The sequence below is a fragment of the Micromonospora sp. LZ37 genome (assembly GCF_059359015.1).
Genome location: NZ_JCADBL010000003.1, coordinates 222,582 through 248,029, shown reverse-complemented (window position 1 = coordinate 248,029; position 25,448 = coordinate 222,582). Strand labels below are relative to the sequence as shown.

Here is a 25,448-nt window from a genome sequence, read left to right as displayed (position 1 = left end):
GGCGAAGAGCGTGATACCTCAGAGGCATCAATATCCCTCTGCGGTATCACGCTCACAGGGACATCCGCCTCCAGCGCGGTGACACCGCGTGACGGGAAGGCGAATCCTCGGGGCGGTGCGGGCGCGGGGGCGTACCCGTGGGGTCAGCGGTCGGCGGCGGCCAACCGCGTGGTGTCCCGGACCGGCGCGGTGGCCGGCGCCACGGGGACCGACCCGACCGCCGGCACCGGCACCGCCGGCGTCGCGGCGTGCGCCGGTGCGGCGTCGCCGGTCGCGGCGAGGGCGGTGTCCGCCGTGGGCCGGGCCCGACGGGTACGGCGCAGCGCCCGCACCGCCAGCGCCAGCGCGACCAGCCAGCCGAGGGTGAGCAGCGCGTAGACCACGGGCGGGAGCGCGCCGCCGGCGTCGCCGGCGCGCAGCAGGATGCGTGCGTTGGTCAGCACGATCACCCCACCGATCGCCGCGCCGAGCAGTTGGGCCGGGACGATCCGCACCAGCCAGGCGGCGACCGGCGCGGCGATCAGGCCGCCGGCCAGCAGGGCGGCGACGGTGGGCAGCAGGAAGCCCTCGCTGCCCAGTCCGATCAGGAAGCCGACGCTGGCCGCGCCGGCGACCACGAACTCGGCGGTGTCGACCGAGCCGATCACCTTGCGCGGCTGCATCCGGCCGGAGACCAGCAGGGCGGGGGTCGCCACCGGGCCCCATCCCCCGCCGCCGGTGGCGTCGACGAAGCCGGCGACCAGGCCCAGCGACCCGAGGAAACGGCCGCGCAGCCGCCCGGCGGCCCGGTTGGCGCGCAGCGGGCGGGAGAAGCGCACCAGCAGGTACGCGCCGAGAGCGAACAGGATGCCGGCCATCCAGGGGGCGGCGGAGGCGGTGGAGATGGAGCTGAGGAAGGTCGCCCCGGCGAAGGCGCCGAGCGCGCCGGGCACCGCGATGCGGCCAACCACTCGCCAGTCGACGTTGCCGAAGCGCCAGTGGGCGACGCCGGCCGCGAACGTGGTGCCGATCTCGGCCAGGTGCACCGAGGCGGAGGCGGCGGCCGGGGCGACCCCGGCGAAGAGGAGCAGGGTCGACGAGGTCAGCCCGTACGCCATGCCGAGCGCCCCGTCGACGAGCTGGGCGGCCAGCCCGACCAGGGCGAGGACCAGAAGCTTGCGCACGAGCCCCTCCGAACTTTTCGGCATCTCCTATCGACTTGGTCGACAATGCGGCACGAGGGGGCCGCGGTCAAGTCCCCGATCGGTGGGTGGGACGCCGCCACCCGACGGAGGCGCCGGGTCCGCCCTGGAGTCCCGGCCGGCTGAAAGTCAGGCAGGCCGGTTGCGAATCAGGGCCGGCGGGAAGTCGGGCCGGTGCGGGGCCGGTCGGCCGCTCAGGTCCAGGCGCGCGGGTCGGCCGCCAGCTCGTTGATCCGGGCCGGGAGCGTGCCGGCGGCCACGTCGCCGACGGTGACCTGCTCGAGGATCTCCCGTTCGCTGGCCCGCAGGGCGATCCAGACGTCCTGAAGGGCCCGGGCCGCGCCGTGGTAGCCGAGCTCCTCGGGCCGCTGCCCCCGGACGTGGGCCAGCGGCCCGTCGATCACCCGGATCACCTCGGCGAGGGAGATCTCCCCCGCCGGGCGGGCCAGCCAGTAGCCGCCCTCGGGGCCCCGCTGGGCGTGCACGATGCCGCCCCGGCGCAGCTGGAGCAGGATGCTCTCCAGGAACTTCGGCGGGATCTCCTGGGCACGGGCGATCTGCTCGGCGGTGACCGGCCGGGACCGTCCTACGCTCGCGTTACCGGCGACCGACGCGAGTTCGGCGGCCGCGCGGAGGGCGTAGTCGACCCGGGCGGAGAGACGCATGACGGCAAGGTTAGTCGCCCGGTGGGCCGACCGGCCGGCCGGCCCTCACCCGTTCGATCACGCGCCGACGCGGCGCAGCAGACCCTCCTGCACGGCGCTGGCGATGTGCCGGCCGTCGGTGGTGAACATCCGACCGGTGGCCAGGCCACGTGCCCCCGAGGCCGACGGGCTCCAGCAGTCGTAGAGGAACCACTCGTCGGCCCGGAACGGCCGGTGGAACCAGAGCGCGTGGTCGAGGCTCGCGCCGACCACGCCGCCCGGACCCCAGACCTCGCCGTGCACCGAGAGGACCGAGTCCAGCAGGGTCAGGTCGGAGGCGTACGTCAGGGCGCACGCGTGCAGCAGCTGGTCGTCGGGGAGCTTGCCGTCGATGCGCATCCAGACCCGCTGGTGCGGGTCGGCGGGACGGTCACCGGGGCGTACCCAACCGGGCTCGCCGACGTAGCGGACGTCGATCGGGCGCGGGATCTGCCCCCAGATGCCGAGCCGCTCCGGGTAGCGGGAGAGCCGGTCGGTCATGGTCGGCACGTCGTCCGGGCCGGGCACGTCCGGCGGGGTGGGGGCCTGGTGGTCCAGCCCCTCCTCCTGCCGCTGGAACGAGGCCGACATGAAGAAGATCGGCTTGTCGTGCTGGAGGGCGACCGAGCGACGGACCGAGAAGGACCGGCCGTCGCGGATGTTCTCCACCTGGTACTCGATCGGCTCGGCCGGGTCGCCCGGGCGGACGAAGTAGCCGTGCAGGGAGTGCACGAAGCGCTCCGGGTCGACGGTGCGCCCGGCGGCGACCAGGGCCTGGCCGGCGACCTGGCCGCCGTACACCCGCTGCGGGCCCACCGGCGGGCTCATCCCCCGGAAGGTCATCTCGCCGGTGTGGTCCAGGTCGAGGACCTCCAGCAGCTGGTCGACCGCGGCCTGGCCGGTCGCCGCCGAGTGCTCGGTCACTGCAGCGCCCGCGCGGACGCGGCGTCGACCAGCGAGCCGAGCTGGTGCACCCGCAGCGTGTTGGTGGAGCCGGGGGTGCCGGGCGGCGAGCCGGCGACGATCACCACGTAGTCGCCCGGGTTCGCCCGGTTGAGGCCGAGCAGCGCCTGATCGACCTGACGGAACATGTCGTCGGTGTGCTCGACGAACGGCATCAGGAAGGTCTCCACGCCCCAGCAGAGCGCGAGCTGGTTGCGCACCTCGGGCACCGGGGTGAAGGCCAGCAGCGGCAGGTCGCAGTGCAGCCGGGAGAGCCGCTTGACGGTGTCGCCGGTCTGCGAGAAGGCGACCAGCGCCTTGGCGCCGATGGCCCGGGCGATCGAGGAGGCGGCGACGGTGAGCGCGCCGCCGTGGGTACGCGGGTCGTGCTGGAGCCGGGGCACCCCGATCGAGCCGGCCTCGGTGGTGGTGACGATCTTGGCCATGGTGCTGACGGTGAGCACCGGGTACTTGCCGACGCTGGTCTCACCGGAGAGCATCACCGCGTCCGCGCCGTCGAGCACCGCGTTGGCGACGTCCGAGGCCTCGGCGCGGGTCGGGCGGGAGTTCTCGATCATGGAGTCGAGCATCTGGGTGGCCACGATGACCGGCTTGGCGTTCTCCCGGCAGAGCTGCACGGCGCGCTTCTGCACCAGCGGCACCTGGTCCAGCGGAAGCTCGACGCCCAGGTCGCCGCGGGCCACCATGATCCCGTCGAAGGCCAGGACGATCGCCTCCAGCTCGTCCACCGCCTCCGGCTTCTCGACCTTGGCCAGCACCGGGCGGTACACGCCCACCTCGGCCATGACGCCGTGCACCAGCTTGATGTCCTCCGCCGAGCGGACGAAGGAGAGCGCGATCAGGTCGACGCCCAGGCCGAGGGCGAAGCGCAGGTCCTCGGCGTCCTTCTCCGACATCGCCGGGACGCTGACCGCCACGTTCGGCAGCGAGACGCCCTTGTTGTTGGAGACCGGGCCGCCCTCGGTGACCAGGCAGCGGATGTCGTTGCCGGTGACGTCGCTGACCTCGACGGCGACCCGGCCGTCGTCGATCAGCAGCCGGTCGCCCGGCTTCACCTCCTGCGGCAGCTTGCGGTAGGTGCAGGAGACCCGCTCCTTGGTGCCGATGATGTCGTCGCCGGTGATCACGACGGAGTCGCCGGTGCGCCATTCGTGCGGGCCGTCGGCGAACTTCCCGAGCCGGATCTTCGGGCCCTGGAGGTCGGCCAGGACGGCGACGGGGTTACCCGCGGCCTCGGCCGCCTCGCGCACCATCCGGTAGACCGACTCGTGGTCGGCGTGGCTGCCGTGGCTGAAGTTGAGCCGGGCCACGTTCATGCCCGCCTCGACGAGCCCCCGGATCCGCTCCGGGGACGAGGTGGCAGGACCAAGAGTGCAGACGATCTTCGCGCGGCGTGTCACGCCCATCAGGCTAGTATCTCCTCCGGGTCGACCTGCGGGCCGACCCCTTGCGAACTGCGGGACAGTTGTCCAACGACCGCGCGAGCGGACGCGTGGCCGGCCGGACGGGCGCCGCGCCGGGGGACGTCGTGAGCGGCGGGCATCGGCGACCGCGCGCCGGGAATCGTACCGCCCGGCCACACCCGCCGCCGGGGCGCTCCCACGTCCGCGACCACGCCCGCCACGACCCGGCTCACTCCCCGTCGTCGGTCGCCGGCAGCGTGGGTACGGCGGAGAAGACCCCGCGCGGGTCGTAGCGGCGCTTGGCGCGGCGCAGCCGCTCCCAGTTCCCGCCGTAGGCCAGCCGCACCCGGTCGGTCTCCTCCGGGGCGAGCAGGTTGGGATAGCCGCCCGGCAGGGCGAGCGGGGCGAGCCGCGCGGAGGTGCGCTCGGCCCAGTCCCGGTGCGCCCCCGGCTCGTCGCCCGGCGCCCAGACCGCGATCACCTCGGCGAGCAGGTGGTCGGCGCGCAGCCCGAACGCGGTGTCGGTGACCCCGACCCGGCCGGCCGCGCCGTGGAAATGGTGCAGGGCGATTGCCGAGTACGGCGAGCTGACCCGCCGGGCCGCGTCGATCAGCACCTCGACCGCGTCGTCGGTGAGCCCCGGCAGCCACCGGGTACGCAGCAGGTAGTGATTGCCGTCGACCATGCCGTCGTCGAACATCCGCAGCACGTCCTCGTACGGCAGGGGCGCGACCTGGTCGACCAGCGGGGTGCCCCACGCCCGGATCCGGTCGACGTAACGCTGCCCCGCCGCCGGGTCGGCGCCGCTGTACACCGGGCAGACGAAGACCAGCGGCTCGCCCTGCGGGCCGGGCAGGAAACCGGCCATCACGGTCAGCTCGTCGGGGGCGTCGGCGAGCAGGTCCCGGTAGCCGCGCAGCACGTCGACCGCCTCACCCAGGGCGAACATGACCATCCCGGCGAGGGCGGCCGGCAGCCGGTGCGCCCGGTACGTCAGCCGGGTGACCACCCCGAAGTTGCCCCCGCCGCCGCGCAGCGCCCAGAACAGCTCGGGCTCGTGGTTCGGGTCGGCGACGACCCGGCGACCGTCGGCGAGCACCACCTCGGCGGCGAGCAGGTTGTCCAGGGCCAGGCCGTACCGGCCGCAGAGCGGGCCGTACCCGCCGGCGAGGGTGAGGCCGGCGAGGCCGACGGAGCGGACCACGCCGGTGGCGACGACCAGGTCGTACGGGCGCAGGGCGGCGACCACGTCGGCGGCGGTGGCGCCGCCGGCCACGGTGACCGTCCCGGCGGCCGGGTCGACCTCGACCTCGCGCATCCCGGTGAGGTCGAGCACCAGGCCGCCGTCGCGCAGCGCCCGCCCGGCCCAGTCGTGGCCGCCGACGCGGACGGCCAGCGGCAGCCGGCAGCGCCGCGCGACGCGGAGCACGGCGGCGACCTCGTCGGCGTCGCGGCAGCGGGCGATCATCGCGGGTGCCCGGTCGACCGCGCCGTTCCAGACGGTCAGGGCGGCGGGAAAGGCGGCGTCGGCGGGCTGGAGCAGGCGGTCGCCCAGCAGCTCACGCAGGAGGTCGGCGGCGTGGGAGACGGTGGGGGCGGAGGTCATCGGGGCTCCTCGGCCCGGGCCCGGTGACGCCCGGCGCGCCCGCGGCGGAACCCGGATCCCCCCAGTGGACACCCGCGCGGCGGGAACCGCCGTCACCCGCCCGACAGTCTCCGGCGAATCAGCTCCCGGCCTTGGCGAGCGGGAACTCCATCGAGCCGGCCGGGCAGAGGAAGGTCAGCACGTCCACCTGGTAGAGCCCGGCCTGGACCGCCGGATCGGCCTCCATGACGCTGCGCACGTCGTCGACCGAGCCGGTGCGGGCCAACCCGATGCCGATCGGCGGGGCCGGCTCGCGCGCCGGCCCGTCGATGGAGCCGGCGACCAGCACCAGGCCCCGGCGTTGCAGGGCCTGCATGTGCTCGGCGTGCTCGGCCTGGAGCCGCTGCACGGTCTCGCTGGGCAGCGCCGGACCCGCCGGCCCCGGATAGAGCACGATGCACTCGTAGGTGTCGAGCGCGAAGTCCACCTTCGGCGTACCCGTCATGACGCCCCCTCCCGCGCGGCGGGCGTCCGCGCCCCGCCGCTCCCCCGACGGTCAGCCTCCCACGGCCGGGGCGACCTCGCCCCCGGCTCCGGTCAACTCCCGGGTGCCGCGCCGGGTTGCCCACGGGGTGGGCCGTTCGTCCACCGGCGCCCGCCGACGGCGTGCGCGACGAGGGTCGGCGACGCACCGCGCTGGTACGGTCCGACTGATAGGGAACGCCCGAGGCGCCGAGCGGAGGTCCCGACGTGACGGTCTCCTCGGCCGGCGGCCCGCCGCCGGAGCAGCCGCGGTGGCGGGAGGTCCTCGCCGCCGGGCGCGAGGTGGGCGGCCGGAGCACGGCACGGCTGGGCCGGCTGGTCGGCAGCGTGCGGGACCTCACCCGGATCGAGGCGGGCCGGCTCGCGCGCCGGCTGCGGGAAGCCGGCGAGCGGAAACGCGCCGGGCGGGCGGCGGCGGCCCGCGCCGACCAGCAGTGGGCCGACCAGCGGTTCCGGAGCCTGGTGGAGGCGTCCAGCGCGGTGGTCTGGACCGCCGACGCCACCGGGGCGATCGTCGCGCCGCAGCCGTCCTGGGAGGCCTTCACCGGGCAGCGCTGGGAGGAGTACCGGGGCACCGGCTGGGGATCGGCGGTGCACCCGGACGACCAGCCGCGCATCCAGGCCGCCTGGCGGGAGGCGCTGACCGCCCGGGCGCCGCTGTTCGAGGCCGAGGGGCGGCTATGGCACGCCGCCAGTGACGGGTACCGGCACTTCGCCGTCCGCGCGGCCAGCCTGCGCGGCGCCGACGGCGCGATCACCGAGTGGATCGGCACCATCTACGACGTCGAGGACCGGGTGGTCGCGGAGGCCGCGGCCCGGCGCACCGCGGCGATCAGCACCGCCCTGCTGGACAGTGCCCCGATCGGCATCGGCCTGGTCGACCCGGAGCTGCGCTACCTCCAGGTCAACCCGGAGCTGGCCCGGCTGAACGGGTTGTCGGCCGAGGCCCATCTGGGCCTGCGCCCCGGCGAGGTGCTGCCCGCGTACGGGCCTCGGATCGAGGAGTTGATGCGCCGGGCGCTGGAGCGGGGCCCGATCGTCGGGGTGGAGTTCACCGCCGAGCCGGAGCGGCCGGGGGTGGGCCGGCGTCACCTGGTGGCCAGCTACTTCCCGATCCGGATCGCCGACGCCGACGAGCCGGTGGGGCTCGGGTTCACCGTCGTCGACGTCACCGAACGCACCCGGCTGCTCGAGGAGCTGGGCGCCCAGCGGGCCCGCTTCGAGCGGTTGGCCGCCACCGACGTGCTCGCCGTGTTCGGCGGCGAGGAGGACCGGATCACCGAGGCCAACGAGGCGTTCCTGGCGATGCTCGGCCACACCGCGCAGGACGTCGCGCAGGGCCGGCTGACCTGGCCCGGCCTCACGCCCCCCGGCTGGGAGGAGGAGGACGCGCGGGCCCTGGCGGAGCTGCGCGCCACCGGCCGGGCCGGCACGTACGACAAGGAGTACCGGCACGCCGACGGGCACCTCGTGCCGCTGCAGATCGGGGTGGTGGCGCTGCAACGGCAGCCGCTGCGCTGGCTGGCGTACGCGACCGACCTCAGTGCGGAGCGGGCCACCCAGGCGGAGCTGCGGCTGTTCCAGGCGCTGGTGGAACGCTCGGGTGACTTCATCGCCGTGGCCGCGCCGGACGGGCGGGCCGTCTACGTCAACCCGGCCGGTCGGGAGTTCGTCGGTCTGGCCGACGGCGCCCCGCTGGATGAGCTGCGGCTGCTGGACTTCGCCGCGCCGCAGGCGCGCGAGGTGTGGCGCGCGGAGCTGATCCCGGCCGCGCTGCGCGCGGGGCACCATCGGGCGGAGAGCCGACTGGTCCGGTTGGACACCGGCGAGCAGCTCGACGTGGACCATCAGACGTTCACCGTCACCACCGGCGACGGCCGGGACACCACCGCGTTCGTCGCCACGGTGGCCCGGGACATCAGCGACCGGCAGCGGGCGCTGCGGCAGGCCGAGGGGCTGGCCGGGCTCGCCGGAGCGCTCAGCTCCGCCCGGGGCCGGGACGCGGTCGTCGACGCGATCACCTCGACCGCGCCGGCGGTGGTCGGGGCGTCCGCCGTCCGGGTGGCGGTGGCCCCGCCGGGGTCGCCGACCCTGGAGGTGTCCGACGGCGCGGGCCGGCATTCGCTGCCGGTGGCGGCCGACGTGCCGCTGGCCCGGGCGGTGCGCGAGGACACGACCGTCCCGTTGGCCGACGACACCGGGGTCTGCCTGCCGCTGCGCGACGGTGACGGCGGGGTGTCCGGCGCGTTGGAGGTGCGCTGGGGCCAGCCGGTCGCCGACGACGACGAGGCGCGGCGCACCCTGCTCGACGCGGTGGCCGGGCTGTGCAGCCAGGCCCTGCGGCGTGCCGAGCTGACCGGGTCGGCGCTGGCGATGGCCGACTTCGCGGCGCGGCTGAGCGTGACGCGGTCCGCCCAGGACGCGATCGAGGTCATCCTGTCGGCGGCGCCGGCGACGATGGGAGCGGCCGTGCCGGGCTTGGCGATGCGGGACGAGGGGCAGCGGCTGCGGCTCTGGTACGGCGAGACGCCGGAGGCGCTGGCCGCCAGCTTCGCCGACCTGACCGTGGACGACCCGCGGCCGATCGCCCGGGCGCTGCGCACCGGCGAGCGGATCGTGCTGCGGAACCGGGCCGAGTTCGCGGCGCGCTTTTCCGGTCTGGCCGACCCGGTCGGCGCGCACGGCATCGTCACCACGGTGGCGCTGCCGCTGCTGGACGCGCAGCGCCAGCCGATCGCCGCGCTGGGCTTCGGCTGGTTGCGGGAACGCCCCCTGCGGGAGGGCGACCTGGCCCTGCTGGACACCATCGCCGACCTCTGCGAGCAGACCCTGGAACGGGTCCGGCTGGCCGCCGCCGAGCACAACCTGGTGACCCGGCTGGCGGGACGGCTGCGTACCTCGGGGGCGGCGACCCCGGCCACCCTGGACCTCGCCACCCGCTACCAGCCGGCGATGAGTGGCCTGCACCTCGGCGGCGACTGGTACGACCTGATCGCGCTGGACGGCGGGCGGCTGGCGGTGGTGGTCGGGGACGTGGTGGGGCACCGGGTGGAGGCGGCCGCCGACATGGCGCAGCTGCGGACGGTGGTGAACACCCTGATCCGTACCGGGGTGCCGCTGGCGGAGGTGTTCCCCCGGTTGACCGAGCTGATCGGGTTCGGGTTCCTCGGCACCTGCCTGGTGATGGAGGTGGACCCGGGGGCGGGCGAGGTGGCGGTGGCCCGGGTCGGGCATCCGCACCCGGTGCTGGTGCGTCCCGGTAGGCCACCGGAGACGGTGGCGACCGGCCACGCGCTGCCGTTGGGGATGGTCACCGACCCGGTGCCGGTGACCCGGGTGCCGTTCGAGCCGGGCGACCTGCTGGTCGCGTACACCGACGGGTTGGTGGAGCGGCGGGATCAGGACTACGACGCCGGGGTGGCGGCGCTGCACGAGGTGATCGCGCCGGTGCGGGACCAGCCGGTGGAGGCGATCGCCGACGCGATCCTGACGAAGCTCTCCGGCTCGGAGGACGACCAGGCGCTGGTGGTGATCCGGCACGTGGGCTGAGCCGGCGGTGCCGGCCCCCCGGCCTTCGACGGCCGGCCGCCGTGCGAGGTGGCCGGCCGTCGCAGGTGTCACAGGGCGAGGCAGTTCGGGCGGATCGGGGCGTCGGTGAGGGCCTGCCGCACCACCGAGTACGTGGTGCCGTCGAGCACCAGACCGAGGTGGCCGACGATCCGCAGGGGACAGGCGGACTGGATCAGCACGTTGGTCGCCCCTTCGCCGAGCGCGGCGTTGCCGACCGGCCGGACCAGCTCGTCCTGCCAGGTGCGGACGGTGGTCCAGCGCACCGCCCCCGGCGTGTCGTCGTCGCCGTTGAGCTCGGCGAGCAGTGCCGACCCGATGGACATCTGCTGGCAGGCGACGATGCCGGCGCAGCTGCCCAGCCCGATGAACTTCAGGATGTTGGCGACGTAGGTGCCCTGCTGGGGGACGCCGAGGCTGACGAAGCGCCCGACGACGTCGGCGCCGCCGAGGAACTTCACGTACCAGCGGGCGACCAGGCCACCCTGGGAGTGCGCGACGAGGTCCACCGTCGACGCGCCGGTGCTGGCGCGCACCTGGTCGACGTGTCCCTTCAGGGCACGGGCGGATTCCCGGAGGTCGCCGAAGCCGAGCCCCGGCAGCTCGTAGATCGAGACCCGGAATCCGTTGGCCCGCAGTCGGGCGGCGATCGGCTGGTAGGCGATGGAGACGCCGATGGTTCCCCCGACGACGATGACGGGGTTGGCCGTGGCGGCGACCGTGGCGGCGGACGCGTCGGTGGCGGCCGGGACGGTGGCGGCGGGGCGGTCCGGGGCGGCGCCGGCGGCGGTGGCCGGGACGAGCAGGGCGGCGACGGCGGTGGCCGTCGTGGCGGCGGCGAGGATCGTTCGGAGCAGCATGGCTGCACCTCCGGTGGGAGGTACCCGGGGAGCCGGGACGGGGTGGGTGAGGGATCCGATCGATCGTGGGAACGATGATGCGTGGCTGATTTCACACTCGTCAATGGAAAGTTACGCGCCGGTAACGTGAAGTCGCCCCAGGGGCACAAACCGGCGTATCGGACCTCACCCGGCCGACGCCCCCGGCAGCCCGGCTGCGCTGCGGGAACGGCGGGACCACTGAGGACGGTCTGGTCGGGTGGCCGTCGGTGGAGCCGCGAGCGACCCCACCCGGCACCTGAGCCTGGCGGCGAGGCGGCGGTGGCTGAATCCCATCGCTGACCGGGAGCTGCTGGGTTCGCTTTAGAGCTGATGTCGCAAACGAATCAGGGGTTGAGGATTCAGGTCGGCCGGCGTCCATCCGCACTGGACGGTGCGCAGCGACCGCGCACGGGGTCCGGTGTCCGTCGGGCGGATGGCATGCTGTGCCGGTGCCTCGGAGACCAGCACCGGACGAGCGGCTGCGGGTGATGCCCTGGTGGCTGGTGCCCGCCGGGCTGCTGCTCGCGGTGCTGCTGGGCTGGCTGGTACTGGACTGGCTGCTCGGCGAGGCGGACCGCGCCGCCCAGCCGGACACCCGCGCCACGCTGCGCGTCGACGCCATCCGCACCGGGCTGACGGTGGTGGCCGGCACCGGCGGCGGGCTGGCGCTGCTGCTCGCCGGCCGGCGGCAGTGGATCAGCGAACGCGCGCAGCGGCACCAGGAGGCCGTCGACGCGCGGGACCAGGCGCACCGGGACCGGGCGCAGGCGCACACCGAGGCGGTCGCCGAGGCCGCGCAGCGGCACCAGGACCGGCAGGCCGAGGCCGCGGAGCACGACGCGGCCGAGCGTCGGGTGACCGAGCTCTACACCCGCGCGGTCGAGCTGCTCGGCAGCGACAACCCGGCGGTACGCCTCGGCGGCCTGCACGCCCTGGAGCGGCTCGGGCAGGACAATCCGGCCCAGCGCGGCACCATCGTCGCGGTGCTCTGCGCGTACCTGCGGATGCCGGCGCCGGACGGCGACGCCCGCGAGACGGAGGTGCGCCGCACCGCGCAGCGCGCGCTCACTAGGCACCTGCGTGCGGACGACGACGCCTGGTGGCCCGGGGTCAGCCTCGACCTGACCGGCGCGCGGCTGGACGCCTTCGACGCCAGCGGCTGCACCCTCGTCGACGCCGACCTGCGCGGCGCGGTCTGCGTGGGCACCACCCGGCTGACCGGCGCCACCGTACGGGGCCGGCTCCGGCTCGCGGCGACCTTCGACGAGCTGGTCCTGGACGGTCTCACCGGCGACGCCGAGATCCTGCTGGACGATGCCCGCTGCACCGGCGGCGTCAGCCTCGACCGGGCCGAGCTGCGGGGCGGGCTCTCCGCGCGTGGGGCGATCCTCGGCCGGTTCTCCGCCCGTGGCGCGACGTTCCACCAGTCGACCAGCTTCGACGGCGTCCGGTTCACCGACGGCGCCAGCTTCCGCGAGGCGGTGTTCCTCGGCGGGCTCGCCCTGGACCGCGCCGAGTTCGCCGGGGACGCCGACTTCCGGGCCGTCCGTTTCGCGGACCTGGCCCTGTTCCGCTGGACGGTGTTCCGGGACGGGGCGTGGTTCGAGGGGGCCCGCTTCGACGGGCCGGTGAACCTGGGCCGGGCGACCTTCCACGGGCCGGTGACGTTCGGCGGGGCGACGCTGACCCAGCGACCTTTGGTCGACCGGGTCCGGGCCAGCGCCTCCGCCGCGCACGTCTGGCCGGAGGGGACGGCGGTGTCCGCCCTGGACGACGACTGGCTGCTGCTCACCGACCCGTGAGGCCCGCGACGTCACGGCCGACCACGCCGCGTTCGGGCGTCGCTGTCACTTCGGAGTGCTGCGGAAGGGCCGGGCTCCAGACGTGGCGAGCGTGTCGAGGAACTGATCGAGCAGTTCCGTCTGACGTACCGGGGGGAAGCGGCCCGGGTCGAAGAGTGCCTGCACGACCAACCCGTGCGCGAAGGCCGCACTGATGGTGGCTAGGTCGTCCGGGTCGGTGTCGCCCACCTCGCCGTGCCGGCGGGCGGCGTCGATGTGCTCCCGCAGGGCGGCGCGCCACCGGGCGTAACGCCGCTGCTGGTCCGTCCCGAGGTCCTCGTCGGCGAGGGCACCGTCCCAGTAGCCGACCCAGACCCGGCTCATCGCCACCGATTCCGGCGTCAGGGGAAGCACGTCGAGCAGGGCCGCACGTAGGGCGGGCAGCCCTTCCTGCTCCGCGAGGTGTCGCGTCCGCTGCTGGGCGCGACGCTCCGCGACGTCGACGGCGTGGCGGATCAGAGCCCGCTTGTCGGGAAAGTAGTGGGTCAGCAGGCCGGTGGAGACTCCCATCTGGGCCGCGACCGCCCGCAGCGTCAGGCCACCGAAACCGCGAGCCGCGAGCACGCTCCACACCGCCTCGGACACCTCGGCCCGTCGCGCTTCATGATCGCCGCGCGCTGGCATCGGCGTCCCCTTCCCGTGTTGATCGATGCTAGCGTACGTAACAAATGTTTGGTACGCACCTCGGAGGCGATTCGTGTTGTTCCGATCTCTCACCGAGCGCGCCACACTCCATCCTCTGGAGCCGTGGCAGGCAGCGGAGTTCGCGGCCTTCGTCGACAGGACCCGTCCGCACCTCGCCCCCTGGCTCCCCTGGGCCCGCAGCATCACCGACCAGGCGAGCGCTCGCCAGTTCCTGAGGCGCTACGCCGACGCGCAGGCGGCTGACGCCGGCCGGATCCACGGCATCCGACTCGACGGGATTCTCGTCGGCGGGACGCTGTTCCGGGTCTTCGACGCCGCCTCGGGTGTCTGTGAGATCGGCGTGTGGCTGGCGCCGGAGGCGCAGGGCCGGGGGCTGGTCACCCGAGCAGTCGAGGCGATGATCGACTGGGCGATTCACGAGCGCGGCATGTCACGGGTGGAGTGGCGCACGGTCCCCGCCAACCATCGCAGCCAAGCGGTGGCGCGACGCCTCGGCATGCGTCGGGACGGCGTCCTGCGGCAGGCCTTCCCGCTCGGCGGTGAACGGTACGACGTCGAGGTCTGGTCCCTGCTGGCGGCCGAGTGGCGGGCCGCCGAGACGCCTCCTGCCGGGGCCCGGAACGCGGCGCGGGTCGACTCTCCTCCGAGCTGTCCGCCCGACGGCGGCGACGCCTGATCGAGCGCGTGCCTGCACGAGGCGATTCCAGCACGGGGTGCCCGACGGGTTGCGCTGCCGGCACCCGCGCTCAGTTTCCCAGGGCCTGGACCTTCGCGATCGTCTCCTGGACGTGCTGCCGGGCCGGATCGCCGCCCTGGGAAGCCTGCTCCAACGCCTGCCGGTAGGAGTCGATCACGCCGATCAACTGGCCGGCGGCCACGCCCTCCAGCGCGCCGGCGACCAGCGCCCGCGCCTCGGCGGCGTCCTGCGCGGCGGCGGCCGCCTTGGCCTTCGCCTCGTCCAGTTTCTGCGCCGCCGCTGCCAGCCTTGCGATGATCTGCGCCGCGCTCACGCGCCCTCCCCCGGTCGCCCCGCGTCGATCGGCCGCGCCACCGCACCGGCAGCGACCACAGGGGAGCCTACGAGATCCGCGCAGCGACCGCGACCATCCGAGAACGTAGGGAGCGCGCGCTACCGCTCGGCGACGAAGACGCCGAGTCCGTGTACGCCTTGCACCCAGCCTTGCGTCTGCAACACGAGGATCGCCTGCCGGACCACCGTGGTTGACACACCGTGCTGAGCGGTGAGCTGGGCGGTCGAAGGCAACTTGTCGCCAGGTGTCAGCTCACCCGCCTCGATTTGACTCCTGATGTGGTCCGCAAGTTGTTCCCACTTGGGTTTGACGGGCATCTGTTCTCCCAGGTCTGCACCGCCATTCGATCACGCGCCACTTGATGTGACAAGTAACGTGATGCCGCCCTTGCTTTCCGTGACTAGTTGTGTGAAGTTCGATCCGACCGGCTCCCAGGTCCGCAACCCGGAGTTGGTCCGTTCCCACCGCGCAGAGCGCCCGGCCGGGTCCCCCGCCCGGCCGGGCGTGCCGGAGCCCGCACGCCCGGCCCGCCAAGCGACACCGCACGCCAGCAGAGCACAGCGGCACAGCACAGCGACACCACGACCGAAGAGACCCACCGACGGGAGAGACCCGTGGACGACCCACCCGAGCAGTCCGGCTTCGTGTCCACCCAGGACCTGGCCGACGCCGACGACATCCTCTTCGCCCATCCCCCGCGCCCGGTCAGCCGCTGGGTCTGCGGCTGCGGCGAGGACTACCCGTGCCCGGAGGTGCGCTTCGCCCGGCTGGTCAGGGGCGAACGATGAACGGAGGTCCTACCGGGCGCACGCCGCGCAGCGGACCGACGAGCACACCGTCGCGGCGTACACCGAGGTGTGCCACGGCTGCGCAAGGCCCGCCCGTGCGGACCCGGTTGGCGCAGCACGCCGGCACCGGACGGACGAGTGGAACACCATGGGTGTCAAACGACCCCGGTGACACCCATGGTGTTCCACCGGTCGGCGGCGACCGGTCTGGCACGGGGGGCCGGGAGGACCGGGACAACTGGACGGGTCGCCGACGCGCGACGACGCCACGGTGCCCGGGCCGCTGGTGACAAGGGACCTGCCCGATCCGGGCCACCTGCGACGGACCGTCGCCGGGCAGCTCACGGAGGGGTACCCGCGGGTGCGCCGCCGCTGTGGACGGCCCCGGCGGTGCGAAGAGCAGCGGGCGCGGACCCGGTCGGCGCACCACGCAGGCATGGGCGGGCCGGCCGCCGCGCGCCGCCGCCGCCGGTACGTCGACGGCGGCGACGTCAGCGCAGCAGGCGGACCAGCAGCAGGCTGGCGCAGTACGCGGTGGGTACCAGGGCCACGCAGATGACGAAGCCGAGCGGGACGAAGCGGGGCGGGTCCACGGTGGCCAGGGCGGGACGACCCCAGCGGCCGAGGATGAACCAGCCGGCCGCGAACGACAGCACCGGCAGCCCCGCGCAGACCCACGCGCCCAGGGTGAAGCCGCTGACCAGCCCGACCCCGGACGCCACCACCAGCACCAGCATGAGCAGCACGCCGACGGCGGCGCAGGCCACGTAGACGGCGACCGCCCGGGCCGTCGGCGACCAGGTGGGCAGCAGTTCGGGCCGCTGGGCGACCGCCTCGACGTACCCGGTGTGCCGGTCGGCCTCGCCGGCCAGCCAGCGCGCCTCCTCCAGCACGACCCCCGGGTCGTCGGCACCGGCGACGGCGAGGGCCGGCGCACCGGCCGGGTCGGTCGCCGACGAGGCCGGATCGCCGCCGGGCGCCGGAGCCGCGTCGGGCGGCACGCCGATCGCCCGGCCGAGCTGGTCGAGGCGCTGGCCCTGGACGGCGAGCCGCTGTCCCAGCTCCGCGACCCCGGCCTGCAACCGGCGGCGGCGCTCCGCCTCGGCGGCCGCGCCCCGCTCCCCCTCGCGTACCTGGACGGAGAGCTGGCGGACGGCGGCGGCGTACTCGTCGAAGGTGGACACTCAGCGCTCCTGGTCCTCGGGCCGGTGCCCGGGCCGGACGAACGGCACGATCAGCGCGGTCCGCTGGGCGTGCCGGTCCACCAGCAGCGCCCGGTCGGCCCGCGGCGTGTACGTCAGGTCGGTGATTCCGAGGTGCAGGCCGAGGTCGGCGGCGGGCACGTCGAGGGCGACCAGGCAGGCCACGTCGTCGCGGTTCTGCGAGCCGCCGAGGTCGTCGGCGAGCCGGCGCAGCCCGCGCCACCAGCCGAGCAGGTGCACCCCGTGGCCCGGCCCCTGGCGCAGCAGCGCCCGCAGGTCGTCGTGCCCGGAGCGGAAGGTGCCCGGGTCGGTCCGGCCGAGGGTGGCGGCGGCCGCGTCCATGCCGAACACCACCAGGTACGTCCGGCCGCCGCCGGCCGCACCGGCGGCCAGCTCGGCGACCCGACCGGGCAGGCCGGCGGCGTCGAGCAGGGTGACCGGATGCCCGGCGGCCTTGATCCCGGCGGCGGTCTCGTCGGCCAGCTCGTCGGCGGCCTCGACCAGCGGCACGAGCACGAACTCCGCCTCGCCGGGGGTGTGCTGGCGGGCCAGCCCCAGCGCGGCGGCGCGCAACACGTGCGCGCCGGTCGTCGCGGTGCCGACCACCGCCAGGTGCCGGCCGGGGGTGGCGTCCAGGGCGAACTGGGCGGGGGTGCCGTCCACGTCGACCGTCCGGCCGACCAGTGCGACGGGACGCCGGCCGCCGGGGCGCAGGGCGGCGCCGGCCGGGTCGTCCTCCAGGTGCGCGGAGGCGTACCCCCGGAAGACGGCCGGGGGACGCGAGCCCGGCGGCCGGTCGTCCCACAGCTCGTAGCGCAGCCGGGCGATCTGCCGGCCGTCGGCGTGCGCGTCGGGGAACCGGATCAGGGTGTCCGCGCCGGCCGCGCCCGCGGCGGTGTTGACCACGGCGGTGCCGAGCGCGGTGGCCGCGCCGGCGGTGGCGCGCGGACCGAGCACCGAGTCCCCGCCGGGCAGCGCCACCCGGAGCGCGAACTGCCCGAACAGCGACTCGGCCCGGCCGTAGAGGGCCTCGATCCCGGTGGTGCTCTGGCTGGCCAGCACCAGGTGCACGCCGTACGAGCGGCCCTTGCGGGCCAGCTCCTCCAGCAGGTCGGCGGCCTCCCGGGCCAGCCGGTCGTTGCCGGCGAGCAGCACGTGGAACTCGTCGACCACGGCCACCGTCCGGGGTACCGCCTGCTCGGGCGGGAGGTCGGCCAGCTTGGTGACGCCGTGCCGCTTGAGCAGGTCGGCCCGCCGCCCCAGCTCCCGGCGCAGCTCGCGGAGCACCGCGAGGCCGTACTCGCGGTCGGACTCGACGCCGACCGCGCGGGCGTGCGGCAGGAACGACGGGTCCCGCTCGGTGGGGACGAACTCGGTGAAGCTGACGCCCTCCTTGAAGTCGAGCAGCCAGAGCTGGAGTTCGGCCGGCGAGTAGCGGGCGGCGAGGCCGTAGAGGACGTCGATCAGGAAGACCGTCTTGCCGGCGCCGGTGCGTCCCCCGACCAGCCAGTGCGGGGTGGCGTCGTCGAAGGCGAGGGTGGCCGGCGTGCGACCGGCCCGCCCGACGACCGTCCGCAGGCCGGTCCGCGCCGACTCCGTCCAGCGCCGTTCGGGCAGCAGGTCCGCGACGTGCAGCGCCGCGTCCCGGCGTACGGCCGCGCTCAACCGCGCGGCGAGCGAGCGGACGGCCTCGGCGGGCGGGTCGCCGTCGAGCAGCACCGGTACGGCCAGCCCGGCGCCGTCGTCGCCGAACGGGTGCCCGGGCGGGTCGCCGACCCAGGCGTACCGCTCGTCCAGGCGCAGCGTCGTGGCGCCGCCCAGCGGCGTGGCGGGCTGCCCGGGCCGCGCGTCGGCGTGCCCGGCGAGCAGGACGCAGACCGCGGCGGTCGGCCCGGCGTGGGTGAGCGCGGCGAGCCGGGCCAGCTCCCGGGGAGCCGGGGCGGAGGCGGCGACCACCAGCAGCAGCTCGGCGTCGTCCGGGCCGGCCTGCTGGGCGGCGCGGGCGTGCGCCTCGGCGGCGTCGAGCAGCGCGCCGATCTCCCTCTCGGTGGTGGCGGTCGCGCCGAGGACGCCGGCGTCGCGCAGCGGGCGCAGCGGCAGGAAGGTGGCGCCGAGCGCGGCCGGGTCGATGCCGACCACCCGCACCGCGCCCGGCGTGGCGGTGGCGAGCAGCCGCAGCACCAGTAGCCGCAGCAGCACCGCCACCCGGGGGTCCCGGGCGTCGGCGTTGACGGTGAGGTGACGGCCGGCGCCCAGGGGCAGCAGCAGCGGGAAGCGTCCGTCGGCGGTGGACGCGTCGCCGATCCGGACGGGCGCCGGCACGTCGGTACCGGTGGCGCCGCCGGTGCGCGGGGCGGCCAGGCCGTCCGCGAGCCGGCCCAACCGGGCGATCAGGTCGACGGTGCGTTCCGGCGCGGGCTGGCCGGCCAGCCGGTCGAGCAGCGCCCGGGCCCGGGCCCACCGCTCACGGGCCTGCCGATGGACCGCGACCGCCTGCCCGTACGCCGACGCGAGCCTGCCCACCCTCTGCTCCCCACCCACGTCCGTCCGGTCGAGGGAACCCTAACGGAGCCGGGCCCGCGACGCACGGAGCTGTCGTCGCCCGCTTCGCGAGCGACGTCGACGGATCGGCGGTGGACGTGCCGGACGGCCGGCGGCTCCCGAGGGCCACCGGCCGTCCGGTCACGGGTCAGCCGAGCGCCGCGTTCAGCGCCGGCAGGTAGCCGTAGCGGTAACCGTCGGCGTCCGGGTGGTACGCCTCGATGACGCCGCTGACGTCGCGGATCCACGGGTCGGCGCCGCAGACGCCGTGACCGGCGAACCAGGACCGGGTGTCGGCGAAGGTGGCGCCGGCCGCGCGGGCCCGGTCGGCGGTGACGGTGGCGAGCAGGTCGGCGGCCTCGTTGAGGATGGTGCGCTTGTAGGTGCTCATGGCCAGCAGCCCGCAGTAGTTCGTCTCGAACAGTCGCGGGTAGCCGAGCACGATCAGCCGGGCGTTCGGGGCCCGGCTGCGGATGGCGGAGTAGGTGGCGTCGAGCCGGCCGGGCAGGGTCGAGGTGGCGAACGCCTTGGCCTCGTTGACCGCGTTGGTGCAGGTCGACGTGCTGCCGAAGCGGCAGCTGGTGATGACGTCGGCGAAGCCGGCGTCGTTGCCGCCGATGGTGACGGTGACCAGGGTGGTGCTGGTCCGCAGCGAGTTCACCTGGCTGTTGATCACGTCGGCGGTGACCGCGCCGCCGCAGGCCGGGAAGGTGAAGCTGGTGACCGCGTTGGCGGCGGCCCAGAGCGGGGCGTACGACTTCTGGCTGCGGAAGCAGCCGGACCAGTCGTACGGGCCGGCGCCGACGCCGGAGGAGTAGGAGTCGCCGAGGGCGACGTAGTTGACGGTGGCCGCCTGGGCGGTGCCGGGGACGAGCACGACCCCCAGGACGGTGGCGAGCAGCGCGGTCAGCGCGGTGACGGCGCGGGCCAGGGCGCGGTGGGACATGTCGGGACCTCCACGGGACAGGGGTGGTGGGATCCTCGTGACCGCGCGCGTGGCCAAAGGTGTTACTGGTCGGTAATCGTATCGAAACATTTAGATCAAGTGAACACCTGGCCAGGACGGATGAGGCTGACACGTTCACAAACGTCGATTAGGTTGGCGGGTGCGAACACCCCGACGGAGGGAGTCCACCTCGTGCGACGTGTCTTCACGGCGGCCATCGCCGCCCTGACCGTCACCACCGCCGGCACCCTGGTGTCCGGCGTCCCCGGCCAGGCCGCCCTACCGGGCGACCGACCGGTCCCGGTCGCCGCCGCACCGGCGCCCGGTAGCCCGGGCCTCGGCGACACCTACTATCCCGACTACGGCAACGGCGGGTACGACGTCGACCACTACGACGTACGCCTGCGCTACGACCCGGCCACCGACCGGCTCACCGGCACCACCACCATCCTGGCGCGGTCCACCCAGGACCTGTCCCGGTTCAACCTGGACTTCCTGCTCGACGTGGAGTCCGTACGGGTCAACGGCTGGTCCGCCACCGTCACCCGGGAGGGCGTCCACGAACTCGTGGTCGCCACGCCGCGCCCCATCGCCCGGGGCCAACTGCTCACCATCGTGGTGAAGTACTCCGGCGTGCCGTCGGAGACCCTGGTCAACGGCTACACCGGCTGGACCCGCACCGCCGACGGCGCGCTGGCCGTCAACGAACCCGAGTCCGCCTGGTGGTGGTTCCCGGCGAACGACCACCCGCGGGACAAGGCCACCTTCGACATCTCGGTCTCGGTGCCCACCGGCGTCGAGGTGGTCAGCAACGGCGTGCAGCCGGGCAGCCCGGTCGCCGAGGCCGGCGACCGGACCCGGTGGAGCTGGCGCACCACGAAATCGACAGCCACCTACCTGGCGTTCCTGGCGATCGGCCAGTACGACATCGTCGCCGGCACCGCGCCGAGCGGGCAGCCGGTGATCAACGCGTACAGCACCACGCTGGGCGAGCGCGGGCCGGCCGCGCGGGCCAGCATCGAGCGGACCGCCGAGGTCGTCGACTGGGCGAGCGGGCTCTTCGGGCCGTACCCGTTCGAGGCGCAGGGCGGCGTCGCCGGACCGGTGGACGGGATCGGCTTCGCCCTGGAGACGCAGACCCGCCCGGTGTACGGCCCCGGCTTCTGGCGGCGCGGCGCGAACACCTACGTGGTGGTGCACGAGCAGGCCCACCAGTGGTTCGGCAACTCGGTCTCGGTCGCGCAGTGGCGGGACATCTGGCTCAACGAGGGCTTCGCCTCGTACGCCGAGTGGCTCTGGTCGGAGGAGCAGGGCGAGGGCACCGCGCAGGAGCTCTTCGACTTCACCTACGCCAGCTACCCGGCGGAGTCGCCGTTCTGGCAGGTGCCGCCGGGCGACCCGGGCGCGGACCGGCTCTTCGACGGCGCGGTCTACGACCGGGGCGCGATGGCGCTGCACCAGCTCCGCCTCGCCGTGGGCGACGAGGCGTTCCGGCGGATCCTGCCGGCCTGGACGGCCGAGCACCGGTACGGCAACGCCTCCGTCGCCCAGTTCCAGGCCCTCGCCGAGCGGATCTCCGGCCTGGACCTGGACACGCTCTTCACCACCTGGCTGTTCACCGCCGGCCGGCCGACGGTGGCCACGGCGGCCCGCGCGACGGCCGAGGCCGCTCCCCAGCAGCCGAAGTCGTGGACGAAGATCCGCGAGGCGCACCAGCTCCTGCAGCGCTGACCCCGCTCCGGCCGGGTGCCCGTCCCCGACTCCGGGCCGGGCACCCGGCCGGTACGACGTCCACCTCCGCCGCGGGCACGTCGCCCGGGCGGGGGTCAGGCCCTCGGCGTCGACACCGGCGGCCCGGTCGGGGCGCCGGTGTCGGCCTCGATCGCCCGGATGTGCCGGTAGGCGAACCAGAGCGGCGGGAAGGCACCGACGGCGAAGGAGAGGTCGACCAACGTCCAGAACCACGGGATGTCCCGGATCGGCCCGCAGATCAGCGCCAGCGGCACGATGCCCGCGCACGCGATCATGCCCAGCTGCACCACCCAGACGTTGCGCACCGGGTCCCGCAGCGGCCCCCAGAAGGCCACCGCCAGCACCAGGTGGGCGAAGGCGAGCCAGTCGGTGCCGTAGAGCATGAAGGGATGGCGGTCGCCGGTCTCCACCAGCCCGGTGTGCACCCGCTCGACCCAGGCGACCAACGCCGGCAGGTCGTCGGCGAGCGGGTCCAGCGCGCGCAGCAGCCAGCGCACCTCGATCTCGAGCGGGAACGCGGTCACTCCACTGAGGAAGAGACCGACCAGCACGACCCACAGCCACCGGCGGATGCGCCGCAGCCGCTCCTCGGTATCCATGCCCGGAGCGTAGCGATGATCTTCCCGCCGCCCGGCCCCGTGGACGCCGCATCCCGCGCCGAACCTCATGACCTCGCTCACCCGCGGCCGGTCCCCGCGACCCCCGGGTGACGCCACGAGGAACGGCGACGCGGCCACGGAAGGGATCTGCTCAGGGCAGGTAGTCGGACGGGGGTACGTCGACCGGGGCAGCGCCGGCCAGCCGGGGGCGACGGCGGGGCCGGGCCGGCCCGCCGCCCGGGCAGCCGTGGGCGGCCCGCACCAGCCGGCTGGACGGCAGCCGTCCCGCGCCGGGACGGCGCCCGGCCAGGTACGGGCCGGGCGGCGGACTCCCCGCCGGCCGGGGCGCCGCAGCCGGGCCGATCGCCGGGGCCAGGCCGACCCCGACAGCCGGGGCGAGTCCGGCGACCGCGACAGCCGGGGTCGCCGGCCGGGCCACGCGGGCGGCCACGGCGGCGACCCGGCGGGCCGGGCGGCGCACCGCGGGCGCGGTCAGCACCCGGGTGACCCGGTGGCGCAGCCGGCGCTCGCGCAGCCCGTCGAGGGCCACACCCGCGGCGGCGGTGGCGATGGCGGTCACCGCCCCGGCCAGCACCAGGGTCTGCCGGGGGCCGGCGTGCTCGGAGAGCCACCCGAGCAGGGGCGCGCCGACCGCGGCGGAGACCGACCCAGTGACCGCCAGGGCGGCCAGCACCCGACCGCGCATGGCGTAGTCGGTGTCGAGCTGGGCGCGGGCGCCGACCGTGGTGTCGATGACCACCGCCGCCGCCGCCACCGGGAGGATCACCGCGGCGAAGCTGGGCGTGCCGGGGGCCAGCCCGGCGACGATCTGCAGCACGCTGGCCAGCAGGCCCGCGCCGATCAGCATCCCGTAGCCCAGCTCCCGGCGGCGGGCCGCCACCAGCGCGCCGAGCACCGTGCCGACCGCGAAGACGGTGGAGAGCACGCCGTAGCCGGACGCGCCGCCGCCCAGCGGGCCGTCGCTCATCGCCGCCATGGTCACCTGGTAGTTGCGCCCCAGGCTCCCCAGCACGAACGACAGCCCCAGCGCGACCAGCACCACCGGCTGGCGCAGCAGGTAGCGGAAGCCGGCCCGGATGCCGCCGTCGGCCACCGGCGCGTCGGCCAGCACCGCGTCCCCGCCCCGGTAGCGCTCCCCCTCGCGTACGGCGAACAGGGCGGCGACCACCGCGACGAAGCTGGCCGCGTTGACGGCGAAGAGCAGCGCGGGGCCGACGGCGGCGACCACGACGGCGCCGGCGCTCATGCCGAGGATGCGGCCGGCGGAGTTGGTCAGCGAGCCGAGCGCGAGGGCGTTGCCGAGGTCCTCCCGGTCGACCAGGGTCGAGGACCAGCGGCCCGACACCGGCCCCTCGATCGCCGACACCGCCCCGGTGACCAGGGCGATCACGTAGATCGCCGGGAGCCCACCGGCACCGGTGACGGCGACCACGGCGAGTCCCGCGGCGAGCAGGGCGTGCAGCGCCTGGGCGGCGATCAGCAGCGGCTTCGCCGGCACCCGGTCGGCCAGCGCCCCGCCCCAGACGCTGAGCAGCAGCGTCGGCAGGGCCTGGAGCAGGACGGCCAGGCCCATCGAGGTCGCCGAGCGGGTCTGCTCGAGCACGTACCAGTTGACGCCGAGCACCTGCATCCAGGTCCCGATCACCGACAGGAACCCGGCACCGGCCCAGATCCGGTAGTTCCGGTGACGCAGTGCGGCGAACGTGCTTCCGAGGGCCACGAGGGCCTCCCCGTCCAGACGACGACATGACGAAGCCGAACCCACGGCGGGTTCGGCAGCGGCCAAGTCTGCCGCGCGCTAAACCTTTTTGCGGCTTTCGTGAGGGGTCTCACCGGCTCCGCGGGGCCGGCGCGGGGCACGCCCTACCAGGTCGTCGGCGTCCGGCACGGACCGGACGCCGACGACGGACACCCCGGTCCGGGACGGACCGGGGTGTCCGGGCGGCGGAGCCGCCGGGTCAGCCGAGTGCCCACCCGCCGACCCGCGGCGGGTGGGCACTCCCGGGTGAACTCGCGTCAGGCTGCCTGGGTGCGCTGGTAGAGCGACTCGATGGCACTACCGAAGTACGGTCCCCACATCATGTTGGGGTGGTTGGTGTAGAGGAAGCTGTTCACCGAGTTCACGTACCCGAGGCCGCGGGCGGCGTCGAACTGGAAGAACCACGGGCCGCCGCTGGATCCGGGGGTCATGTCGCACGTCATCCCCTGCGACTGCGTGCCTCCGATGGTGTCCGGGAAGACCGTGCTCGCACAGGCGATGAGGCGCTCCCCGTCGAACGGGGGGCCGCTCGGGTAACCGAAGGCGTACATGAAGGTGTTGCGCGGTTCGTTGAAGGTGATGCCCTGGGCGCCGACGGTGTCGGCGACGTCGCGCCCATTGAGCGGGTTCATCAGCGCGACGCCCACGTCGTAGTTGAAGTCGCTCCTGCTGGTCCACTTGTTGAGGGCGTGCAGCGAGCGCGCCGTGAACGTCCCGACCGGCCGGGCGCCGTTGTGGTAGGCCGGCACGAAGACGAAGTTCTCGAAGAAGCCCGTGTTTCCCTGCCAGTCGATGACGCCGTGCACGCAGTGCCCGGCGGTGACGACCATGTCCCTGTTCGCGCTGGACACGACGCTGCCCGAGCACACCCATTCATAACCCAGGCGGGTGAAGAAGACCTTGCCGGTGGTCCACGCCACGGTGCCCCCACCGGTCCACTCGATCGACGACGCCACGGCGCGCACGGCGGCCGAATCGGGGGCGGGGATCGGGGCGACGGACTTCCGTTCGCCCACGGGCTGCGGGGCGGAGTTGGACCTGCCGACCGCGCCGGGGGCGACGGAGTCGGCGGACCGGGCGGCCCGCATCCGGGCCGGAGTCCAGTAGTCGGTGATCCTGCGTTGTTCCGCCGCGTCGTCGGCAGCACGGTGGGTGACGACGCCGGCCCTCAGCGCCTCGTTTGTCGTGACCCGGGGGTCGGCCTCGGCCGTCGCCGGGGTGGCCCCCACCATCACGGACGCCACCCCCACCAGGGTGATCAGTCCGACTCGTAGGACGTGCACGTGGCCTCCCGCCAGGCTCAGGCGCTGACCGATCAGCGCCGGTCATGAGCGGCAGGACACGTCACCACCGATGTGCGGGCGATGCGCCGGCTGCCGCCAATCGGTAGTATTCATCGCTGAACATCTACATGCAAGAACATCAATGTAAAGCGGGAGCCCGCCGCGGTCGCCGATCGACAGCGGCACGGTTGACCCGGGCCGCTGACCGACAGGTCAGGTCAGCGGCCCTCGGGC

The 25,448-nt window shown here is 74.8% G+C and carries 21 protein-coding genes; 5 read left to right on the top strand and 16 right to left on the bottom strand.

The annotated features are described in order from the left end of the window. Nucleotides 1–143: 143 nt before the first annotated feature. The 6 genes from AC5L3Z_RS08775 to AC5L3Z_RS08750 all read right to left on the bottom strand — a co-directional run bounded on the left by AC5L3Z_RS08775 (nucleotide 144) and on the right by AC5L3Z_RS08750 (nucleotide 6,320). Nucleotides 144–1,163, bottom strand: coding sequence for a sulfite exporter TauE/SafE family protein (locus tag AC5L3Z_RS08775; RefSeq protein WP_494840943.1), 1,020 nt, complete (start codon nucleotides 1,161–1,163; stop codon nucleotides 144–146). A gap of 212 nt (nucleotides 1,164–1,375) precedes the next feature. Beyond that, nucleotides 1,376–1,846, bottom strand: a complete 471-nt coding sequence (locus AC5L3Z_RS08770; protein ID WP_494840942.1) for an RrF2 family transcriptional regulator — start codon at nucleotides 1,844–1,846, stop codon at nucleotides 1,376–1,378. A gap of 57 nt (nucleotides 1,847–1,903) precedes the next feature. Beyond that, entirely contained in the window at nucleotides 1,904–2,788 is an 885-nt protein-coding gene (locus AC5L3Z_RS08765) for an acyl-CoA thioesterase (protein WP_494840941.1), read from the bottom strand. Beyond that, the gene (gene pyk / locus AC5L3Z_RS08760) at nucleotides 2,785–4,233 is read right to left on the bottom strand and encodes a pyruvate kinase (RefSeq protein WP_494840940.1); all 1,449 of its coding nucleotides are present in this window, start codon (nucleotides 4,231–4,233) and stop codon (nucleotides 2,785–2,787) included. Before pyk ends, AC5L3Z_RS08765 begins: the two co-directional genes overlap by 4 nt. 226 nt (nucleotides 4,234–4,459) lie before the next feature. Continuing rightward, complete coding sequence (locus AC5L3Z_RS08755; protein WP_494840939.1) at nucleotides 4,460–5,836, bottom strand: FAD-binding oxidoreductase; 1,377 nt, start codon at nucleotides 5,834–5,836, stop codon at nucleotides 4,460–4,462. 118 nt (nucleotides 5,837–5,954) lie between these two features. After that, on the bottom strand, nucleotides 5,955–6,320 hold the full coding sequence (locus AC5L3Z_RS08750) for a YciI family protein (protein WP_494840937.1): 366 nt from the start codon (nucleotides 6,318–6,320) through the stop codon (nucleotides 5,955–5,957). Between the two features lie 245 nt (nucleotides 6,321–6,565). Here AC5L3Z_RS08750 and AC5L3Z_RS08745 point away from each other — a divergent pair, with 245 nt between their 5' ends. Further along, the gene (locus AC5L3Z_RS08745; RefSeq protein WP_494840936.1) at nucleotides 6,566–9,907 is read left to right on the top strand and encodes a SpoIIE family protein phosphatase; all 3,342 of its coding nucleotides are present in this window, start codon (nucleotides 6,566–6,568) and stop codon (nucleotides 9,905–9,907) included. A gap of 68 nt (nucleotides 9,908–9,975) precedes the next feature. Here AC5L3Z_RS08745 and AC5L3Z_RS08740 read toward each other — a convergent pair whose 3' ends face one another. After that, the gene (locus AC5L3Z_RS08740; protein ID WP_494840934.1) at nucleotides 9,976–10,785 is read right to left on the bottom strand and encodes a lipase family alpha/beta hydrolase; all 810 of its coding nucleotides are present in this window, start codon (nucleotides 10,783–10,785) and stop codon (nucleotides 9,976–9,978) included. A gap of 470 nt (nucleotides 10,786–11,255) precedes the next feature. On the opposite strand from AC5L3Z_RS08740, the gene AC5L3Z_RS08735 reads away from it, so the two are divergent. After that, nucleotides 11,256–12,608, top strand: coding sequence for a pentapeptide repeat-containing protein (locus AC5L3Z_RS08735; RefSeq protein ID WP_494840932.1), 1,353 nt, complete (start codon nucleotides 11,256–11,258; stop codon nucleotides 12,606–12,608). Between the two features lie 45 nt (nucleotides 12,609–12,653). Here the strand turns inward: AC5L3Z_RS08735 and AC5L3Z_RS08730 are convergent, their stop codons facing one another. Beyond that, on the bottom strand, nucleotides 12,654–13,232 hold the full coding sequence (locus AC5L3Z_RS08730) for a TetR/AcrR family transcriptional regulator (protein WP_494840931.1): 579 nt from the start codon (nucleotides 13,230–13,232) through the stop codon (nucleotides 12,654–12,656). 112 nt (nucleotides 13,233–13,344) lie between these two features. Here AC5L3Z_RS08730 and AC5L3Z_RS08725 point away from each other — a divergent pair, with 112 nt between their 5' ends. After that, complete coding sequence (locus AC5L3Z_RS08725) at nucleotides 13,345–13,968, top strand: GNAT family N-acetyltransferase (RefSeq protein WP_494840930.1); 624 nt, start codon at nucleotides 13,345–13,347, stop codon at nucleotides 13,966–13,968. A 70-nt stretch (nucleotides 13,969–14,038) separates the two neighbouring features. Here AC5L3Z_RS08725 and AC5L3Z_RS08720 read toward each other — a convergent pair whose 3' ends face one another. After that, complete coding sequence (locus AC5L3Z_RS08720; RefSeq protein ID WP_334522614.1) at nucleotides 14,039–14,302, bottom strand: DUF6244 family protein; 264 nt, start codon at nucleotides 14,300–14,302, stop codon at nucleotides 14,039–14,041. Between the two features lie 119 nt (nucleotides 14,303–14,421). Continuing rightward, a complete protein-coding gene (locus tag AC5L3Z_RS08715; protein ID WP_494840928.1) occupies nucleotides 14,422–14,640 on the bottom strand; it encodes a winged helix-turn-helix domain-containing protein in 219 nt (72 codons plus the stop codon). A 297-nt stretch (nucleotides 14,641–14,937) separates the two neighbouring features. On the opposite strand from AC5L3Z_RS08715, the gene AC5L3Z_RS08710 reads away from it, so the two are divergent. After that, a complete protein-coding gene (locus AC5L3Z_RS08710; RefSeq protein ID WP_494840927.1) occupies nucleotides 14,938–15,111 on the top strand; it encodes a hypothetical protein in 174 nt (57 codons plus the stop codon). Between the two features lie 491 nt (nucleotides 15,112–15,602). Here AC5L3Z_RS08710 and AC5L3Z_RS08705 read toward each other — a convergent pair whose 3' ends face one another. From AC5L3Z_RS08705 to AC5L3Z_RS08695, 3 genes are all read right to left on the bottom strand, one after another. Next, on the bottom strand, nucleotides 15,603–16,295 hold the full coding sequence (locus AC5L3Z_RS08705) for a hypothetical protein (protein WP_494840926.1): 693 nt from the start codon (nucleotides 16,293–16,295) through the stop codon (nucleotides 15,603–15,605). Then, nucleotides 16,296–18,836, bottom strand: coding sequence for an FtsK/SpoIIIE domain-containing protein (locus AC5L3Z_RS08700; RefSeq protein ID WP_494840924.1), 2,541 nt, complete (start codon nucleotides 18,834–18,836; stop codon nucleotides 16,296–16,298). A 166-nt stretch (nucleotides 18,837–19,002) separates the two neighbouring features. After that, nucleotides 19,003–19,800 (bottom strand): SGNH/GDSL hydrolase family protein, encoded by a 798-nt coding sequence (locus AC5L3Z_RS08695; protein WP_494840923.1) that lies wholly within the window; start codon nucleotides 19,798–19,800, stop codon nucleotides 19,003–19,005. Nucleotides 19,801–19,992: 192 nt separating this feature from the next. On the opposite strand from AC5L3Z_RS08695, the gene AC5L3Z_RS08690 reads away from it, so the two are divergent. Further along, nucleotides 19,993–21,531, top strand: coding sequence for a M1 family metallopeptidase (locus AC5L3Z_RS08690; protein WP_494840922.1), 1,539 nt, complete (start codon nucleotides 19,993–19,995; stop codon nucleotides 21,529–21,531). 95 nt (nucleotides 21,532–21,626) lie between these two features. On the opposite strand, the gene AC5L3Z_RS08685 is transcribed toward AC5L3Z_RS08690, so the two are convergent. The 3 genes from AC5L3Z_RS08685 to AC5L3Z_RS08675 all read right to left on the bottom strand — a co-directional run bounded on the left by AC5L3Z_RS08685 (nucleotide 21,627) and on the right by AC5L3Z_RS08675 (nucleotide 25,214). Continuing rightward, nucleotides 21,627–22,151: a hypothetical protein gene (locus AC5L3Z_RS08685; RefSeq protein WP_494840921.1), complete on the bottom strand. Its 525-nt coding sequence runs from the start codon at nucleotides 22,149–22,151 to the stop codon at nucleotides 21,627–21,629. A 151-nt stretch (nucleotides 22,152–22,302) separates the two neighbouring features. Then, nucleotides 22,303–23,892: an MFS transporter gene (locus AC5L3Z_RS08680; protein ID WP_494840920.1), complete on the bottom strand. Its 1,590-nt coding sequence runs from the start codon at nucleotides 23,890–23,892 to the stop codon at nucleotides 22,303–22,305. A gap of 296 nt (nucleotides 23,893–24,188) precedes the next feature. Beyond that, entirely contained in the window at nucleotides 24,189–25,214 is a 1,026-nt protein-coding gene (locus AC5L3Z_RS08675) for a trypsin-like serine peptidase (RefSeq protein WP_494840919.1), read from the bottom strand. Nucleotides 25,215–25,448: the final 234 nt, after the last annotated feature.